This is a genomic window from Pseudomonas sp. SDO5271_S396, assembly GCF_054071795.1.
This window is the reverse complement of the sequence record NZ_JBSVWB010000008.1, coordinates 140,626-157,675: the sequence shown is the minus strand read 5'-3', so window position 1 is coordinate 157,675 and position 17,050 is coordinate 140,626. Positions and strand designations below refer to the sequence as shown.

Below are 17,050 nucleotides of genomic sequence, written 5' to 3'. Positions count from 1 at the left end.
CACATTTGAATGTATTCACAAGTCAAAATGTGGGAGCGGGCTTGCTCGCGAAGCGCTTGGTGGCGCCGCAGGCTCACGGTTTGATGACGTGCCACACCCCGCCCTTGCCATCACCGGTCTTGTCACCGGCAGCCTTGTCATCCTTGTAGGTATAGACCGGCTTGCCTTTGTAGGCCCACTGGCTGGTCTGGTCGTCGCGGGTGATGACGGTCCAGTCGCCCGTGGTTTTGTCGGTGGACTCAGCCTTGAGCGGCGGCCAGTTGGTCGCACACTGGTCCTTGCACACTGACTTGCCGTCGGCGTCCTTGTCGAAGGTGTAGAGGGTCAGCCCTTTGTGGTCCACCAACAGACCGTCTTTGGTCATGGCCGGCTCCGCCGCGAACGCCAGGGTTGGCAGCGTCAATGCGGCCGTTACCAGCAGGGCTTTCCATGAAACTGTGCTGTTAGTCATCAGAACCTTCCTTTTTTGGTTGTCAGGATTCGGACCCAAAGCGTAGTCCAGAGAGGCGCGAATTGCCCAAGCGACTAAATTACTGTCACACGACTGCAATAATTCCGTTATCTAATGCGGCGCAAGACAGTTAAATGACAAGAGGATTTAGCATGGTTGGCAGGAGCATTCTGATCGTTGACGACGAAGCGCCCATTCGCGAAATGATCGCCGTCGCGTTGGAAATGGCCGGCTATGACTGCCTGGAGGCCGAGAACTCCCAGCAGGCCCATGCCATTATCGTCGACCGCAAGCCCGACCTGATCCTGCTGGACTGGATGCTGCCAGGCACCTCCGGTATCGAGCTGGCCCGGCGCCTCAAGCGCGACGAGCTGACCGGGGATATCCCGATCATCATGCTCACCGCCAAGGGCGAAGAGGACAACAAGATCCAGGGCCTGGAAGTCGGCGCCGATGACTACATCACCAAGCCGTTTTCCCCACGGGAACTGGTCGCTCGTCTGAAAGCCGTACTGCGTCGCGCCGGCCCTACCGATGGTGAAGCGCCTATCGAAGTCGGCGGCTTGTTGCTGGACCCGATCAGCCACCGCGTGACCATCGACGGCAAACCCGCCGAGATGGGCCCCACCGAATACCGCCTGCTGCAGTTTTTCATGACCCACCAGGAGCGCGCCTACACCCGTGGCCAGTTGCTGGACCAGGTATGGGGCGGCAACGTGTACGTGGAGGAGCGTACCGTGGACGTGCATATCCGCCGCCTGCGCAAAGCCTTGGGCGACGCCTACGAGAATCTGGTACAAACCGTGCGCGGCACGGGTTATCGGTTTTCAACCAAAGGTTGAAAGCAGCTGCAAGCTCCCAGCTACAAGTGGCAAGTAGAAGCTGATCTGCTCTGACTTGAAGCTTGCAGCTTGAAACTTTTCACTGTCCGAAGGACCGATCGTGAATCAAAACTGGCATGGCACCCTGATCCGCCACCTGCTTCTGTTGATCACCGGCTGCCTGTTGATTGGCCTGATCAGCGGCCAATACGGCTGGAGCCTGGCCGTCGGTATCGCCCTTTACCTGGGCTGGACCCTCAAGCAACTGCTGCGTCTGCATGAATGGCTGCGCCAGCACAAACCCGATGAAGCACCGCCCGACGGCTACGGTCTGTGGGGCGAAGTGTTTGACAGCATCTACCACCTGCAACGCCGCGACCAGCGCGTTCGCGGGCGCCTGCAAGCGGTGATCGACCGCGTGCAGGAGTCCACCGCCGCCCTGAAGGACGCGGTGATCATGCTCGACAGCGACGGCAACCTGGAATGGTGGAACCGCGCGGCCGAGACCCTGCTGGGCCTCAAGACGCCGCAGGACAGTGGCCAGCCAGTGACCAACCTGGTGCGTCACCCGCGCTTCAAAGAGTATTTCGAACAGGACAACTACGAAGAAGCCCTGGAAATCCCCTCGCCCACCAATGACCGTGTGCGCATCCAGCTGTACCTGACACGCTATGGCAACAACGAACACTTGATGCTGGTGCGTGATGTCACCCGCATCCACCAGCTGGAACAGATGCGCAAGGATTTCGTCGCCAACGTGTCTCACGAATTGCGCACGCCCCTGACGGTGATCTGCGGTTACCTGGAGACGCTGCTGGACAACGTCGAAGAGATCAACCCGCGCTGGAGCCGTGCCCTGCAACAGATGCAGCAGCAAGGCAGCCGCATGCAGACCCTGCTCAACGACTTGCTGTTGCTGGCCAAGCTGGAAGCCACCGATTATCCCTCGGACAATCACCCGGTGGCGGTGCAAAGCCTGTTGCAGACCATCAAGAATGACGCCCAGGCCCTGTCCGGCCAACGCGGGCAGCAGATCACCCTGGAAGCCGACCCGGCCGTCCTGCTCAAAGGCAGCGAAGGTGAGCTGCGCAGTGCGTTTTCCAACCTGGTGTTCAATGCCGTGAAGTACACCCAGGACAAGGGCAATATCCGCATCCGCTGGTGGGCCGACGAACACGGCGCGCACCTGAGCGTGCAGGACTCCGGCATCGGCATCGACGCCAAGCACCTGCCGCGCCTGACCGAGCGTTTCTACCGTGTCGACTCCAGCCGCAACTCCAATACCGGCGGCACCGGGCTGGGCCTGGCGATCGTCAAGCACGTGCTGCTGCGCCACCGCGCACGCCTGGAAATCAGCAGCGTACTGGGGCATGGCAGCACGTTTACCTGCCATTTCCCGCCGGCACAGATGACGCGTTCGCGGCCGGTCGGGAATGATGAATGACCTGAAGTAACAACGAACCGTGTGGGAGCTGGCTTGCCTGCGATAGCGGTGTGTCAGGCGACATGCCTGTTTGCTGTATCGACGCAATCGCAGGCAAGCCAGCTCCCACACGGGATTGTGTTGTTCTGGAGAATGTATTCCTTGCCCCGCCCGGCAGTGGGTACTAGGCAAGCGCCCCGTCAGCCGCTACATTGGCCGACTTGCGCCTGCCTTTCAGGCTCTCCTGACACCCCTTATTGAACACACGGAACCCGCAAAACCCCATCATGGACCCTTCCCCTGGTATTACCCTCGCGACACTCTTCGCCGACTTCGGCATGATTCTTTTTGCACTGATCCTGGTACTGCTCAACGGCTTCTTCGTTGCGGCGGAGTTTGCCATGGTCAAACTGCGCGCCACCCGCGTCGAGGCGATCGCTCACCAGAACGGCTGGCGCGGGCAGATCCTGCGTACCGTGCACAGCCAGCTCGATGCTTACCTGTCGGCGTGCCAACTGGGTATCACCCTCGCCTCCCTCGGCCTGGGCTGGGTCGGCGAGCCGGCCTTCGCGCACATCCTCGAACCGCTGCTGAGTGCCGTGGGCGTGCAATCGCCGGAAGTGATCAAGGGTGTGTCGTTCTTTGCGGCGTTCTTCGTGATCTCCTACCTGCACATCGTGGTCGGTGAGCTGGCGCCCAAGTCCTGGGCCATTCGCAAGCCCGAGTTGCTGTCGCTGTGGACCGCCGTGCCGCTGTACCTGTTCTACTGGGCGATGTACCCGGCGATCTACCTGCTCAATGCCAGCGCCAACACCATCCTGCGTATCGCCGGGCAAGGCGAGCCCGGCCCGCATCACGAACACCATTACAGCCGCGAAGAACTCAAGCTGATCCTGCACTCCAGCCGTGGCCAGGACCCCAGCGACCAAGGCATGCGCGTGCTGGCCTCCGCCGTGGAAATGGGCGAGCTGGAAGTGGTGGACTGGGCCAACTCCCGGGAAGACATGGTCACCCTGGACTTCAACGCCCCGCTCAAGGAAATCCTTGCGCTGTTCCGACGCCACAAATTCAGCCGGTACCCGGTGTATGACGCCGTGCGCAACGAATTCGTGGGCCTGCTGCACATCAAGGACCTGCTGTTGGAACTGGCGGCCCTGGACCACATCCCCGAATCGTTCAACCTGGCCGAACTGACCCGCCCATTGGAGCGCGTGTCACGGCATATGCCGTTGTCGCAGTTGCTGGAGCAGTTCCGCAAAGGCGGCGCGCACTTCGCCCTGGTGGAAGAGGCCGACGGCAAGATCATCGGCTACCTCACCATGGAAGACGTGCTGGAAGTGCTGGTGGGTGACATTCAGGACGAACACCGCAAGGCCGAACGCGGCATCCTGGCCTATCAACCGGGCAAGCTGCTGGTGCGTGGCGACACGCCGCTGTTCAAGGTGGAGCGCTTGCTGGGCATCGACCTGGATCACATCGAGGCCGAGACCCTGGCGGGCCTGATCTACGAAACCCTCAAGCGGGTGCCGGAAGAAGAGGAAGTGCTGGAAGTCGAAGGCCTGCGGATCATCATCAAGAAGATGAAAGGGCCGAAGATCGTATTGGCCAAGGTGCTGCTGCTGGACTGATCCCTCAGTTGCCCAATGCAAAATTGGGCAACGTACCGACGGGCTGGTTGAACTCATACGGAATCGACACCAGCCCCGCCTCGGTGGCGCGCTGAACCACAAAGTGCAAGTGCGGCCCGCTGCTGTTGCCGGTGTTGCCCGACAACGCCAATGGGCTGCCCACCGCCACCCGCTGCCCGGCCCTGACACTGACCGAGCCCTGCTTGAGGTGCAGGTACACGCCTTCGGTACCGTCATCGTGCCGCACCCGCACAAAATTCCCCGATGCATCATTGCCGCGCCCCACCTGCGCATTTTCAATGTTCACCACCACGCCAGCACGTGCCGCAATGATCGGCGTGCCTTCGGGCATGGCGATGTCCATGGCGTAACGGCTTTTGGCGTCGGTGTGACTGAAGCTGCCGTTGGGTCCCTGGGTCAGACGAAACGGCCCACCACGCCAAGGCAAGGGGTAGCGATAGGCTTGCTGTGGATAGACGCGTTGAGGCCTGTCGGGCGAAGGGGGCAGGAACTTGCGCTCATGGATCACAAAAGCCTGGGCGCCCGGCGTTTGCCGATCACTGAAAAACACATCGCCGTTGGCATCGGTGGATCGGTAGAGGGTCATGGCCAGAGTGGACGTGGTCACCGTGGCCAACCCACAGAGCAACAATAGGCGCATGAACATGGCGTAGACCTGCCGGAATGACTGAGCGGCAGGTTAGCAAGGCTTGATGACAACTTCAGGCTGGCAGCCCGTTGAAACAAATATCCACGTTCATTTGGGCCGCCGCCGACAGATTGACCAAGGCGTCCAGAGAAAGCTTGTCGATCTTGCCGGTGAGGACGTCGTTAAGTCGGGGCTGACTGACGCCTAGTCTGTGTGCAGCCTCTTTTTGGGAAAGCTCCCAGCTGCGAATGGTTTGGCACAACGCCAAGAGCAATTTCGAACGCAGCCGCATATTGGCAGCTTGCTGGGGCGTATCTTCCAGAGCGTCCCAAACACAGCTGAAACGCTCGCCATAAACTTTCTGATTTGTCATAGGCTTAACCTAACTCCTGCAACCTGGCGCGTGCCAGCTCGATATCTCGCCCCTCGGTTTTCTGTGTGGTCTTGCGCAGCGCGTGCAGCACATAAACGGCCTCAGGCCGATTAACCACGTAAAATACTCGAAAAGCGCCCGACTCCTCGGTGATACGAATCTCGCTGACGCCTCTCCCGATAGTTTTCATCGGCTTGCAATCAAAAGGCTGCTCACCCTGTTGCAAGAGATCCAACTGAAAACCTGCTGCCCTTCGGGCGTCGAGAGGAAATGCTTTGAGGTCCTTGAGCGAGCTTCCTAGAAACACCACATCCCTGTGCCTTGGCATTGGCTTCTCCTTTCCTGGAAAGAAAAAGCGTAATCGACGATTCGGCCAGTGCTCACGGAGGTTTGTTTCAAGGCATCGCAAAGCCTCGATAACGCGGAGGCGTTATCGAGAGGGTATATCGAAACAGATATAAATCAAGCAAAGCACAGGGAATCAGACAGCCGGTCGACTCCCTGTAATCAGAAGATCAAGCACCCGGCACGAAATGCTTCTGCGCCGTACCGCGCGCGATCAGGCGAGAGATGTAGTCGAGCTTCTGCGCGTCCTGATCGATGAAGCGGAAGGTCAGTTGCAGCCAGTCGCTGTCGGGCTTGGGCTCATAGGCGACGATGGCATGCAGGTAGCCATTGAGCCGCGCGACTTCGGCGTTTTCGCCTTGCTCAAGGTCGAGTACTGCGCTTTCCAGAACCTGAGGCAGCACGTCACCACGGCGCACCACCAGCAGCGCTTCCTTGATGCTCAGCGCCTTGATCACGCATTGCTGGTTGCCGCTGGACAGGCGCAATTGGCCCTGGCCACGACCACCGGCCGGCGCCGCTGCGGGGGCCTGCACGGGCGGGCTGTTAAGCAGGCCCTTGCTCGGTGCCGGCGCGGCAGCCGCTACCGGAGCCGCACGGACCGCTTCAGGCTTGCCGCCGGTCAGTGCGCTCAGGGAGTCGTTGCCGAATGCCGAGTTCATCTTGGTCGGCGCGCTGGCGATCAGCGCATCAAGGCGACCGATCTTGTGCAGGGCTTGCTTGACCTTGTTCAGCAGCTGTTCGTTGGTGAAGGGTTTGCTGACGTAGCCGGAAACGCCGGCCTGGATCGCCTGCACAACGTTTTCCTTGTCGCCACGGCTGGTCACCATCACGAACGGCATGGCTTTGAGGTGCGCTTGCTCACGGCACCAGGTCAGCAGTTCCAGGCCGGACATTTCCGGCATTTCCCAGTCGCACAGCACCAGGTCGAAGGTCTCGCGCATCAGAATGGCCTGGGCCTTTTTGCCGTTTACCGCATCTTCGATCTTGATCCCGGGGAAGTAGTTGCGCAGGCACTTCTTCACCAGGTCGCGGATAAACGAGGCGTCATCCACCACCAATACACTGACTTTACTCATCGACCCTTCATCCTATAAAAACTTCGGCACGCAAAACGCCTGCCTGATGGCATTTTGCCAAAACTCGTTGGTCACGGAGGGACTTTATCGCTCCCGACGCGCAAAAAATTCAGATGCCACAAACGAAAACGCCCGGCCTGAGGCCGGGCGTTAATTTCTCGGGCAACCTTACTTATCGTCAGATTCGCCCGGAACATTAGGGATTTGGTCGGCAGTGCCTTCAACTTCGGCCTTCATGCGCTTGAGGCCCATGTGCCGCACATCGGTACCCCGAACCAGATAAATCACCAGCTCCGAGATATTGCGCGCGTGGTCGCCGATGCGCTCCAGCGAACGCAAGACCCAGATGATGTTCAAGACCCGCGAGATAGAGCGTGGGTCTTCCATCATGTAGGTGGCCAGCTCGCGCAGGGCCGTCTTGTATTCGCGGTCGATGATCTTGTCGTACTGGGCCACCGACAAGGCCAGTTCGGCGTCGAAGCGAGCAAATGCATCGAGGGCATCGCGCACCATGTTGCGCACCTGGTCGCCAATGTGGCGCACTTCCACGTAGCCGCGCGGCGCTTCACCTTCTTCGCACAGCTGGATGGCGCGACGGGCGATCTTGGTGGCTTCGTCGCCAATGCGCTCCAGGTCGATTACCGACTTGGAAATGCTGATGATCAAACGCAGGTCGGACGCCGCCGGCTGGCGACGGGCCAGAATGCGCAGGCATTCCTCGTCGATATTGCGTTCCATCTGGTTGATCTGGTCGTCGATCTCGCGCACTTGCTGGGCCAGGCCCGAGTCAGCCTCGATCAACGCGGTCACGGCGTCGTTGACTTGCTTCTCCACCAGCCCGCCCATCGCCAGGAGGTGGCTGCGCACTTCCTCGAGCTCGGCGTTGAACTGCGCGGAGATGTGGTGGGTAAGGCCTTCTTTGCTAATCATGTTGGCGTCCTTGGAGCGTCCGGTAAGGTGCGGAGAACCGCAGCGTCAGTGCAATGAGAACCACAGCGTCCTAGCCGTAACGACCGGTAATGTAGTCTTCGGTCTGTTTCTTCGCCGGATTGGTGAACAGGGTGTCGGTGTCACCAAACTCCACCAGCTTGCCCATGTACATGAATGCGGTGTAGTCGGAAACCCGCGCCGCCTGTTGCATGTTGTGGGTCACGATGACGATGGTGAACTTGGACTTGAGCTCGTAGATCAGCTCTTCCACTTTCAGCGTCGAGATCGGGTCGAGGGCCGAGCAGGGTTCGTCGAGCAGCAGCACTTCCGGTTCCACGGCGATGGTACGCGCGATCACCAGACGCTGCTGCTGGCCGCCGGACAAGCCGAGTGCCGAATCATGCAGACGGTCCTTGACCTCATCCCACAGCGCGGCGCCCTTGAGGGCCCACTCGACGGCTTCGTCGAGGATGCGCTTCTTGTTGATGCCCTGGATGCGCAGGCCATACACCACGTTTTCGTAGATGGTCTTGGGAAACGGGTTGGGCTTCTGGAACACCATGCCCACGCGGCGACGCAGCTCGGCCACGTCTTCACCCTTGCGGTAGATATTGCTGCCGTAAAGGTTGATCGCACCTTCCACGCGGCAACCGTCCACCAGGTCGTTCATGCGGTTGAAGGTCCGCAGCAGCGTGGACTTGCCGCAACCGGACGGACCGATGAACGCAGTCACGCGTTGCTTGGGAATGTTCATGCTGACGTTGTACAGGGCCTGTTTCTCGCCGTAGTACAGGCTCAGGTCCGGCACTTCGATGGCCACGGTTTCCTGGGCCAGGCTCAGGCTCTGCTTGTCGCGACCCAGGGCCGACATGTTGATGCCGTGGGAATGGGTTTCGTGTTGCATGGGATGCTCCCTGTGCTACCAATTCGTTGTGTTGGACCGCCGGGGCGATCTACTCAAAAATCTGTGTCTGACACTGGCCTCTGTGGGGGCTGGTTTGTGTGGGAGTCGGCGGTTCGACGTCTCGACTTGCCCGCGATGCAGGCACCTCGGTGTGTCAGTCACACCTTGGTGATGCTACGCAGGCAAGCCAGCTCCCACACAAGCCAGCTCCTACAAGTATCAGCTGTCCAGCGCCTTGTACTTTTCGCGCAGATGGTTACGAATCCATACCGCCGACAGGTTGAGCGTGGCGATCACCAGCACCAGCAGCAAGGCTGTGGCGTATACCAGCGGCCGCGCAGCCTCGACGTTGGGGCTCTGGAAGCCGACGTCATAGATATGGAAGCCCAGGTGCATGATCTTCTGGTCCAGATGCAGGTACGGGTAGTTGCCGTCCACCGGCAGCGACGGCGCCAGTTTCACCACACCCACCAGCATCAGCGGCGCCACTTCGCCAGCGGCGCGGGCCACGGCGAGGATCATGCCGGTCATCATCGCCGGGCTGGCCATCGGCAGCACGATCTTCCACAGCGTTTCCGCCTTGGTCGCGCCCAGGGCCAAGGAACCCTCACGGACAGTGCGAGGAATCCGCGCCAGGCCTTCTTCGGTGGCCACGATCACCACCGGCACCGCCAGCAACGCCAGGGTCAGCGATGCCCAGAGCAGGCCCGGGGTACCGAAAGTCGGCGCCGGCAGGGCTTCGGGAAAGAACAGGCGGTCAAGCGAGCCGCCCAGTACATACACGAAGAAGCCCAGGCCGAACACGCCGTAGACAATGGCCGGTACACCCGCCAGATTGTTCACCGCGATGCGGATCACTCGGGTCAGGGTGTTCTGCTTGGCGTATTCACGCAGGTACACCGCCGCCAGTACGCCGAACGGGGTCACGATCATCGCCATGATCAGGGTCATCATCACGGTGCCGAAGATGGCCGGGAAGATCCCGCCTTCAGTGTTGGCTTCCCGTGGGTCATCGCTGAGGAACTCCCAGACCTTGCTGAAGTAGAAGCCCACCTTGGTGGAGTAGCTCATGGCATTCGGCTGGTAGGCGTGCACCACTTTGCCGATGCCGATTTCCACTTCCTTGCCATTGCCGTCGCGGGCTGTCAGCGAGTCACGGTTGAACTGGGTGTGCAGGTCGGCCAGGCGCGCTTCCACGTCCTGGTAACGGGCATTCAGTTCGGCACGGTCAGCGTCCATGTCAGCCTGGGCGGCGGCGTCGAGCTTGCCTTCCAGTTCCAGCTTGCGACCGTGCAGACGAATCCGCTCCAAACCGGCGTTGATCGCACCGATGTCGGTTTTCTCCAGGCTCTTGAGTTGCCCCGCCAGCTTGTTGACACGGTCGACACGGGCTTGCAGCTCCGGCCAGGCCGCTGCGCCTTCGGCGATGACTTTGCCATCCTGCTTGACGTTGACCAGGGTGCCGTAGAAGTTGCCCCACTCACGACGCTCGATGGCCATCAGGTCCACCGGCTTGGTCTGGTCCTTCAACCATTCGCCGACGATCCAGGTGAAGTCGTTGCCGTTCAGGTCGCGGTTACCCACCTTGATCAGCTCACGGGTCATGAATTCCGGGCCTTGGTCGGGCACCGGCAGACCGGCGCTTTTCAGGCGCTCGCGCGGCACTTCTTCCTTCTGCACCACTTCGCCGATGACTACATGGTTTTCCTGGCCAGGCACGTTGTAATTGGCCTGGATCAGGTCAGCCGGCCAGAAATGGCCGAGGCCACGTACCGCGATCACCGCCAGCAGGCCAATGGTCATGATGACCGCGATGGACACCGCGCCACCGCTGATCCAGACACCCGGGGCGCCGCTCTTGAACCATCCATTCAGGGAGTTCTGTTTCACAGACTTCTACCTTTCTTAAAGCGACGAGTATTTCTTGCGCAGACGCTGACGGATCAGCTCGGCGAGGGTGTTCATGATGAAGGTGAACAGCAGCAGCACCAGTGCCGAGAGGAACAGCACGCGGTAGTGGCTACCGCCCACTTCCGACTCAGGCATCTCCACGGCGACGTTGGCCGCCAGGGTGCGCAGGCCTTCGAACAGGTTCATCTCCATCACCGGGGTGTTGCCGGTGGCCATCAGCACGATCATGGTCTCGCCTACGGCGCGGCCCATGCCGATCATCAGCGCCGAGAAGATCCCCGGGCTGGCGGTCAGGATGACGACGCGAGTCATGGTCTGCCACGGTGTGGCGCCCAGGGCCAGGGAGCCCAGGGTCAGGCCACGCGGCACACTGAACACCGCATCTTCAGCGATGGAGTAGATGTTCGGGATCACCGCGAAGCCCATGGCCAGGCCGACGACCAGTGCGTTGCGCTGGTCATAGGTGATGCCCAGGTCGTGGGAGATCCACATGCGCATGTCGCCGCCGAAGAACCAGGTTTCCAGGTACGGGCTCATGTACAGCGAGAGCCAGCCCACCAGCAGGATCACCGGAACCAGAATCGCGCTTTCCCAGCCATCCGGCACCCGCAGGCGCAGCGACTCGGGCAGGCGGCTGAAGACAAAACCGGCGATCAGAATGCCGATCGGCAGCAACATCAACAGGCTGAAGATCCCGGGCAGGTGCCCTTCGACATACGGCGCCAGGAACAGGCCGGCGAAGAAGCCGAGGATCACCGTGGGCATCGCTTCCATCAGCTCGATCACCGGCTTGACCTTGCGGCGCAGGCCCGGGGCCATGAAGTAAGCGGTGTAGATCGCAGCGGCAACGGCCAGGGGCGCGGCCAGCAGCATGGCGTAGAACGCGGCCTTCAAGGTACCGAACGTCAGCGGCGCCAGGCTCATCTTGGGTTCGAAGTCGGTGTTGGCCGCAGTCGATTGCCAGACGTATTTAGGCTCGTCGTAGTTTTCGTACCAGACCTTGCTCCACAGCGCGCTCCAGGAAACCTCCGGGTGCGGGTTGTCGAGCGCCAGCGGTTGCAGCTTGCCGCCCGCTTCGACGATCACGCGGTTGGCCCGTGGCGACAGACCGAACACACCCTGGCCATCCACCACCTGCTCCACCAGCAAGGTGCGGTGCGCAGTGCTGTGGAACACGCCGAACTTGCCGGACGCATCCAGGGCGGTGAAGCCTTTGCGGCGCTCTTCGGCGGTGATCTCCACAATCGGCGCAGTGCCCATCTGGAAGGTACGGACCTGTTTGAAGCGTTGCTCGCCGTCCGGGTCGCGGGCCATGAACCACTGGGCCAGGCCGCCTTTGGAGTTACCGACGATCAGCGAGATACCGCCCACCAGTTGCGCACTGGCGGTGATTTCGGCGTTGGCGTCTTCGGTGAGTTTGTAGCGACCGTTGAGGCTCTTGTCCCGCAGGCTGAACACATCGGCCTGGGCGCGACCGTTGATCACGTACAACCACTGCTGGCGTGGGTCGACAAAAATGGCTTTGACCGGCTCGGTCATCTGCGGCAGCTCGACACGCTTCTGCTCGATGGTGACTTCGTCAGTCATCATGTTTTCTTCACGGCTGATGCTCAGCACGTTCAGGTGAGCACCGCTGGAGCCGGCAACCACCAGCGACGAGTCGGTGGCATTGAGCGCCACGTGCTCCAGGGCACGGCCCTGTTCGTCGAGGGCGATCGGCGTTTCGCCGTAGGGGTATTCGACAGCCGGAGTAATGGTCTTCTTGCCGTCCGGGTAGGACACTTTATAGGTATGACGGAACACCAGCGCCTGGCCATTGGACAAGCCGAGAATCACCAGCGGACTGGCGGGCTGGTCTTTGCTGATGGATACCACGCTGGCGCCGGCCGGGACCGGCAGGTCAATGCGCTTGAGCTCCGCACCGCTGTCCACATTGAAGAACAGCGCCTGGCCCTTGTCGGAAACGCGCATGGCGACCTGGTTCTGTTCTTCCATCGAGATCAGCAGCGGCTTGCCTGCATCCTGCACCCAGGCGGGCGTCAGGGCCTCGTCCTTGGTCAAGCTGGCACCGTGGAACAACGGTGCGACCACATAGGCAAGGAAGAAGAAAATCAGCGTGATGGCGCCGAGGACGGCGAGGCCGCCGACCAGCACGTACCAGCGGGTCAGGCGATCCTTGAGCGCGCGAATGCGGCGCTTGCGTTGCAGCTCAGGCGTATTGAAATCAATGCGCTTGGGGGGAGAAGTCGTCGTCATGGTGGAATTGGCCAGATCATTCATGCGCACACCCTAGCGATCCTGTATGACAGAAAGATGACAATGCAGTGACGCAAGAAATCCGCCGCGTAGCAGGGCTGGCAGCGGACTCGAAATTTGGGGATGCGGGGCCGGTGATACCGGACCCCGCGGAGGCAATCAGTTGCCTTCTTTCAGACCCAGGTCAGCCAGTGCCTTGGCGGCAACTTTGGCTGGCAGCGGGATGTAGCCGTCTTTCACTACAACTTCCTGGCCCTGTTTGGACAGAACCAGCTTCACGAACTCGGCTTCCAGCGGGGCCAGAGGCTTGTTCGGAGCTTTGTTGACGTAAACGTAGAGGAAGCGCGACAGCGGGTATTTGCCGTTCAGGGCGTTTTCTTCGCTGTCTTCGATGAAGTCGGTGCTGCCCTTTTTAGCCAGTGCAACGGTCTTCACGCTTGCAGTCTTGTAGCCGATGCCCGAGTAACCGATGCCGTTCAACGAGGAGCTGATCGACTGCACGACCGAAGCCGAGCCTGGTTGTTCGTTCACGTTTGGCTTGTAGTCGCCTTTGCACAGGGCTTCTTCCTTGAAGTAGCCGTAGGTGCCGGATACCGAGTTACGACCGAACAGTTGCACTGGCTTGTTGGCCAGGTCGCCGGTCACGCCCAGGTCGCCCCAGGTTTTCACGTCGGCTTTGGCGCCGCACAGACGAGTCGAGGAGAAGATCGCGTCGACTTGTTCCATGGTCAGGTGCTGGATCGGGTTGTCCTTGTGCACGAACACAGCCAGGGCATCCACGGCAACCGGGATAGCGGTTGGCTTGTAGCCGTACTTCTGCTCGAAGGCAGCCAGTTCGGTGTCCTTCATCTTGCGGCTCATCGGGCCCAGGTTGGAGGTACCTTCAGTCAACGCAGGTGGCGCAGTGGCGGAGCCAGCAGCCTGAATCTGGATGTTGACGTTCGGGTATTCCTTTTTGTAGGACTCAGCCCACAGGGTCATCAGGTTGGCCAGAGTGTCGGAACCGACGCTGGACAAGTTGCCCGAGACACCAGTGGTCTTGGCGTAAGCCGGAATTGCCGGGTCAACACCAGCGGCCACCGCGTGGGCAGTCGCAACGCCAGCGGCGACAAAAGTCATTGCCGCCATCAAACGCTTCAGTTTCATGCCTTGCTCCTAGCAGATAGGGATAGTTGGATCGGGGCCAAGTATCGGTAGGCCGTGTGAACACTCTATGTCTGGAATGTGACAATTAGATGAAAGGCCACTAGTGCGGCGAAGAGAGGAAAAAGAAGGCAGGTATCAAGCTGGACGGGGAGTACGCGGGGGATAGGGCGATTGTTGCCGTATTGCAGAAATACTCTGTAACTGTTGATCGTTCCCACACACGCGCGGGAACGATCAACGAATAATCAACGGGCACGCTTCCAGAGATAAGCCCCCACCAACATCCCCATCACGCACAGCGCCGCCACGTAATACGACGGCCCCATCGGGCTTTCCTTCATGAGTAGCGACACCACCAGCGGCGTCAGGCCCCCGAAGATGGCGTAGGCGACGTTGTAGGAAAACGACAACCCGCTGAAACGCACCACGGCCGGGAAGGCTTTGACCATCACATAGGGCACGACGCCGATGGTGCCGACGAACAAGCCGGTCACGGTGTACAGCGGGAACAACCAGTCCGGGTGAGCGGTGAGGCTGTGGTACAGCGTCCACGAGCTCGCCAGCAGCAGCGCACAGCCCACGATCAGCACACGTCCGGCACCGAAACGGTCAGCCAGTGCACCGGCGCCGATGCAGCCGAAGCTCAGGGCCACGATGGCCAGGCTATTGGCCTTGAGCGAATCCGTGGGGCTGAAGTGATAGACCGTCTGCAACACGGTCGGTGTCATCAGGATCACCACCACGATGGCAGCCGACAGCAGCCAGGTCAGCAACATCGACAGCACGATGGCGCCACGGTGGTCACGCACGACGGCGCGCAGCGGCAGCTCTTCGGCCAGGGCCTTGCGCTGCTGCATTTCGGCGAAGATCGGGGTTTCGTGCAAATAGCGGCGCAGGTACACCGACAACAGGCCGAACACACCGCCGAGCAGGAACGGGATCCGCCAGGCGTAGTCCGACACCTGCTCCGGGGTGTAAGCGGTGTTGATCGCGGTGGCCACCAGCGAGCCCAGCAGGATGCCGGCAGTGAGGCCGCTGGTCAGCGTGCCGCAGGCGTAGCCGATGTGGCGCGGCGGTACGTGTTCGGAGACGAATACCCACGCGCCCGGCACTTCGCCACCAATCGCCGCACCCTGGATGACGCGCATCAGCAGCAACAGGATCGGCGCCCAGAGGCCGATCTGCGCATAGGTCGGCAGCAGGCCCATGATCAAAGTCGGCACAGCCATCATGAAAATGCTCAGGGTGAACATCTTCTTGCGGCCCAGCAGGTCACCGAAGTGCGCCATGATGATGCCGCCCAGCGGACGGGCCAGATAGCCCGCGGCGAAGATGCCGAAGGTCTGCATCAGTCGCAGCCATTCAGGCATCTCGGCAGGGAAGAACAGTTTTCCGACCACGGTGGCGAAAAACACGAAAATGATGAAGTCGTAGAACTCCAGCGCCCCGCCCAAGGCAGACAGCGACAGGGTTTTGTAGTCGTTGCGGGTCAGCGGGCGCGAAGGTTGCGCACTGCTTGCGGGCACGGAGGACATGGCAAGGCTTCTCTTATTGTCAGGACGGCGAACGCGAGACCCCGGCAAGCGCCGGGGTCGGTTCGGCACGATAGCAAATCGCCCGGAAAAGCACAGCGTTGCTTAACGCCCGCGCTTGCACAGATACGCACCCACGGCCATCCCCACGACGCACACCAGCGCCACGTAGTAAGCCGGGCCCATCTGGCTTTCCTTGAGCAACAGCGAAACGAATACCGGGCTCAGGCCGCCCAGCACGGCATACGCCAGGTTGTAGGAAAACGACAACCCACTGAAGCGCACCGCTGCGGGAAAGCCCTTGACCATCACAAAAGGCGCCGCCGCCACAGTGCCGACGAACAGGCCGGTCAAGGCATACAGCGGAAACAGCCACTCGGGATGGCCCGCCAGGCTGGCATACAAGACCCAGCACGAAACCGCCATGCCCGCGCAGCCGAATACCAGCACCCGGCCTGCGCCGATGCGGTCACACAACCAACCCGCCGCCACCACGCCCAGGCTCAGGGCGACGATGGCCAGGCTATTGGCCTGCAACGAGGTTTTCGGTGGGAAGTGATACACGCCCTGCAACAGGGCGGGTGTCATCAGGATCACCACCACCACGCCGGCGGACAGCAGCCAGGTCAGCAGCATCGACACGACAACCGACTCGCGATGCTCGCGCAGCACCGTGCGCAACGGCACCTCGGCCGCCAGTGCCTTGCGTTGTTGCAGCTCAGCGAATACCGGTGTTTCGTGCAGCCAGCGGCGCAGGTACACCGACAACAGACCGAACACGCCACCGAGCAGGAACGGAATACGCCAGGCGTAATCGGCGATCTGCTCCGGGCTGTAAGCGCCATTCAAGCCTGTTGCGACCAGCGAACCCAGCAAAATCCCCAGGTTCAGGCCCACGGTCAGCACCCCCACGGCATATCCGATACGCTTGGCCGGCACGTGTTCGGCCACAAAAATCCAGGCGCCCGGCACCTCGCCGCCAATCGCCGCCCCCTGGATGATGCGCATCAGCAGCAACAACACCGGCGCCAACAGCCCGACTTGGGCGTAGGTCGGTAGCAAGCCGATGGCCAGGGTGGGCAAGGCCATCAGGAAGATGCTCAGGGTGAACATTTTCTTGCGCCCCAGCAGGTCACCGAAGTGCGCCATCACGATGCCGCCCAGCGGGCGAATCAGGTAGCCGGCGGCGAAAATGCCGAAAGTCTGCACCAGGCGCATCCACTCGGGCATGTCCGGCGGGAAAAACAGCTTGCCCACCACGGCAGCGAAAAACACAAAGATGATGAAGTCATAGAACTCCAGCGCACTGCCCAGGGCGGACAGCGACAGGGTTTTATAGTCGCTGCGGGTCAGCGGACGCACGACGGGCGCGGTGCTTGCAGGCACGGTGGGCATGGCGGGGCTTCTCTATTAAGGTCGGTACTGACGGAACAACACCTCAATACCTGCAAATATTCCCGACCATGAGCACAGTTTCCGGAAAAAGCCGCATTACAGCCGCGATTTACCGACCAAATGAGCCTTGGGAGGTCGTCGCGGCGTCAGGGTCTCGATATACTCGGCCCGTGCAAGCGTCAAACCCGCTGTCTTGAGGGGCTGCTG

Annotated in this window: 15 protein-coding genes; 3 read left to right on the top strand and 12 right to left on the bottom strand. The window is 60.9% G+C overall.

What is annotated here, in order from left to right; all coding sequences use genetic code 11:
• Nucleotides 1-73 precede the first annotated feature (73 nt).
• Nucleotides 74-451 (bottom strand): COG4315 family predicted lipoprotein, encoded by a 378-nt coding sequence (locus ACW9IN_RS09160; protein ID WP_457365572.1) that lies wholly within the window; start codon nt 449-451, stop codon nt 74-76.
• A gap of 152 nt (nt 452-603) precedes the next feature.
• On the opposite strand from ACW9IN_RS09160, the gene phoB reads away from it, so the two are divergent.
• The 3 genes from phoB (at nt 604) to ACW9IN_RS09145 (ending at nt 4,323) form a co-directional block, all read left to right on the top strand.
• Complete coding sequence (phoB, locus tag ACW9IN_RS09155) at nt 604-1,293, top strand: phosphate regulon transcriptional regulator PhoB (RefSeq protein ID WP_003176964.1); 690 nt, start codon at nt 604-606, stop codon at nt 1,291-1,293.
• 97 nt (nt 1,294-1,390) lie between these two features.
• Nucleotides 1,391-2,716 (top strand): phosphate regulon sensor histidine kinase PhoR, encoded by a 1,326-nt coding sequence (gene phoR, locus ACW9IN_RS09150; protein ID WP_457365578.1) that lies wholly within the window; start codon nt 1,391-1,393, stop codon nt 2,714-2,716.
• Nucleotides 2,717-2,982: 266 nt separating this feature from the next.
• On the top strand, nt 2,983-4,323 hold the full coding sequence (locus tag ACW9IN_RS09145; RefSeq protein WP_457365571.1) for a hemolysin family protein: 1,341 nt from the start codon (nt 2,983-2,985) through the stop codon (nt 4,321-4,323).
• Between the two features lie 4 nt (nt 4,324-4,327).
• Here the strand turns inward: ACW9IN_RS09145 and ACW9IN_RS09140 are convergent, their stop codons facing one another.
• The 11 genes from ACW9IN_RS09140 to ACW9IN_RS09090 all read right to left on the bottom strand — a co-directional run bounded on the left by ACW9IN_RS09140 (nt 4,328) and on the right by ACW9IN_RS09090 (nt 16,843).
• Complete coding sequence (locus ACW9IN_RS09140) at nt 4,328-4,990, bottom strand: M23 family metallopeptidase (protein WP_457365570.1); 663 nt, start codon at nt 4,988-4,990, stop codon at nt 4,328-4,330.
• Between the two features lie 55 nt (nt 4,991-5,045).
• Nucleotides 5,046-5,345: a helix-turn-helix domain-containing protein gene (locus tag ACW9IN_RS09135; RefSeq protein WP_457365569.1), complete on the bottom strand. Its 300-nt coding sequence runs from the start codon at nt 5,343-5,345 to the stop codon at nt 5,046-5,048.
• A 4-nt stretch (nt 5,346-5,349) separates the two neighbouring features.
• Nucleotides 5,350-5,673, bottom strand: coding sequence for a type II toxin-antitoxin system RelE/ParE family toxin (locus ACW9IN_RS09130; RefSeq protein WP_457365568.1), 324 nt, complete (start codon nt 5,671-5,673; stop codon nt 5,350-5,352).
• A gap of 187 nt (nt 5,674-5,860) precedes the next feature.
• On the bottom strand, nt 5,861-6,769 hold the full coding sequence (locus ACW9IN_RS09125; protein ID WP_457365567.1) for a response regulator: 909 nt from the start codon (nt 6,767-6,769) through the stop codon (nt 5,861-5,863).
• Between the two features lie 168 nt (nt 6,770-6,937).
• On the bottom strand, nt 6,938-7,699 hold the full coding sequence (gene phoU / locus ACW9IN_RS09120; RefSeq protein ID WP_110620517.1) for a phosphate signaling complex protein PhoU: 762 nt from the start codon (nt 7,697-7,699) through the stop codon (nt 6,938-6,940).
• Between the two features lie 70 nt (nt 7,700-7,769).
• Entirely contained in the window at nt 7,770-8,603 is an 834-nt protein-coding gene (gene pstB, locus ACW9IN_RS09115) for a phosphate ABC transporter ATP-binding protein PstB (RefSeq protein ID WP_457365566.1), read from the bottom strand.
• A gap of 219 nt (nt 8,604-8,822) precedes the next feature.
• Nucleotides 8,823-10,493: a phosphate ABC transporter permease PstA gene (gene pstA, locus ACW9IN_RS09110; RefSeq protein ID WP_457365565.1), complete on the bottom strand. Its 1,671-nt coding sequence runs from the start codon at nt 10,491-10,493 to the stop codon at nt 8,823-8,825.
• Nucleotides 10,494-10,508: 15 nt separating this feature from the next.
• A complete protein-coding gene (locus ACW9IN_RS09105) occupies nt 10,509-12,542 on the bottom strand; it encodes an ABC transporter permease subunit (protein ID WP_457365577.1) in 2,034 nt (677 codons plus the stop codon).
• 387 nt (nt 12,543-12,929) lie between these two features.
• Nucleotides 12,930-13,916 (bottom strand): phosphate ABC transporter substrate-binding protein PstS, encoded by a 987-nt coding sequence (locus ACW9IN_RS09100; RefSeq protein ID WP_053258707.1) that lies wholly within the window; start codon nt 13,914-13,916, stop codon nt 12,930-12,932.
• A gap of 245 nt (nt 13,917-14,161) precedes the next feature.
• Nucleotides 14,162-15,451: an MFS transporter gene (locus ACW9IN_RS09095; protein ID WP_457365564.1), complete on the bottom strand. Its 1,290-nt coding sequence runs from the start codon at nt 15,449-15,451 to the stop codon at nt 14,162-14,164.
• Between the two features lie 102 nt (nt 15,452-15,553).
• Nucleotides 15,554-16,843 (bottom strand): MFS transporter, encoded by a 1,290-nt coding sequence (locus ACW9IN_RS09090; RefSeq protein WP_457365563.1) that lies wholly within the window; start codon nt 16,841-16,843, stop codon nt 15,554-15,556.
• Nucleotides 16,844-17,050 lie beyond the last annotated feature (207 nt).

Excerpts from the sequence above, each read along its gene's own strand:
- ACW9IN_RS09160 (WP_457365572.1), bottom strand. The coding sequence starts at position 451 with ATGACTAACAGCACAGTTTCATGGAAAGCCCTGCTGGTAACGGCCGCA.
- phoB (WP_003176964.1), top strand. The coding sequence starts at position 604 with ATGGTTGGCAGGAGCATTCTGATCGTTGACGACGAAGCGCCCATTCGC.
- ACW9IN_RS09145 (WP_457365571.1), top strand. The coding sequence starts at position 2,983 with ATGGACCCTTCCCCTGGTATTACCCTCGCGACACTCTTCGCCGACTTC.
- ACW9IN_RS09140 (WP_457365570.1), bottom strand. The coding sequence starts at position 4,990 with ATGTTCATGCGCCTATTGTTGCTCTGTGGGTTGGCCACGGTGACCACG.
- ACW9IN_RS09135 (WP_457365569.1), bottom strand. The coding sequence starts at position 5,345 with ATGACAAATCAGAAAGTTTATGGCGAGCGTTTCAGCTGTGTTTGGGAC.
- ACW9IN_RS09130 (WP_457365568.1), bottom strand. The coding sequence starts at position 5,673 with ATGCCAAGGCACAGGGATGTGGTGTTTCTAGGAAGCTCGCTCAAGGAC.
- ACW9IN_RS09125 (WP_457365567.1), bottom strand. The coding sequence starts at position 6,769 with ATGAGTAAAGTCAGTGTATTGGTGGTGGATGACGCCTCGTTTATCCGC.
- phoU (WP_110620517.1), bottom strand. The coding sequence starts at position 7,699 with ATGATTAGCAAAGAAGGCCTTACCCACCACATCTCCGCGCAGTTCAAC.
- pstB (WP_457365566.1), bottom strand. The coding sequence starts at position 8,603 with ATGCAACACGAAACCCATTCCCACGGCATCAACATGTCGGCCCTGGGT.
- ACW9IN_RS09100 (WP_053258707.1), bottom strand. The coding sequence starts at position 13,916 with ATGAAACTGAAGCGTTTGATGGCGGCAATGACTTTTGTCGCCGCTGGC.
- ACW9IN_RS09095 (WP_457365564.1), bottom strand. The coding sequence starts at position 15,451 with ATGTCCTCCGTGCCCGCAAGCAGTGCGCAACCTTCGCGCCCGCTGACC.
- ACW9IN_RS09090 (WP_457365563.1), bottom strand. The coding sequence starts at position 16,843 with ATGCCCACCGTGCCTGCAAGCACCGCGCCCGTCGTGCGTCCGCTGACC.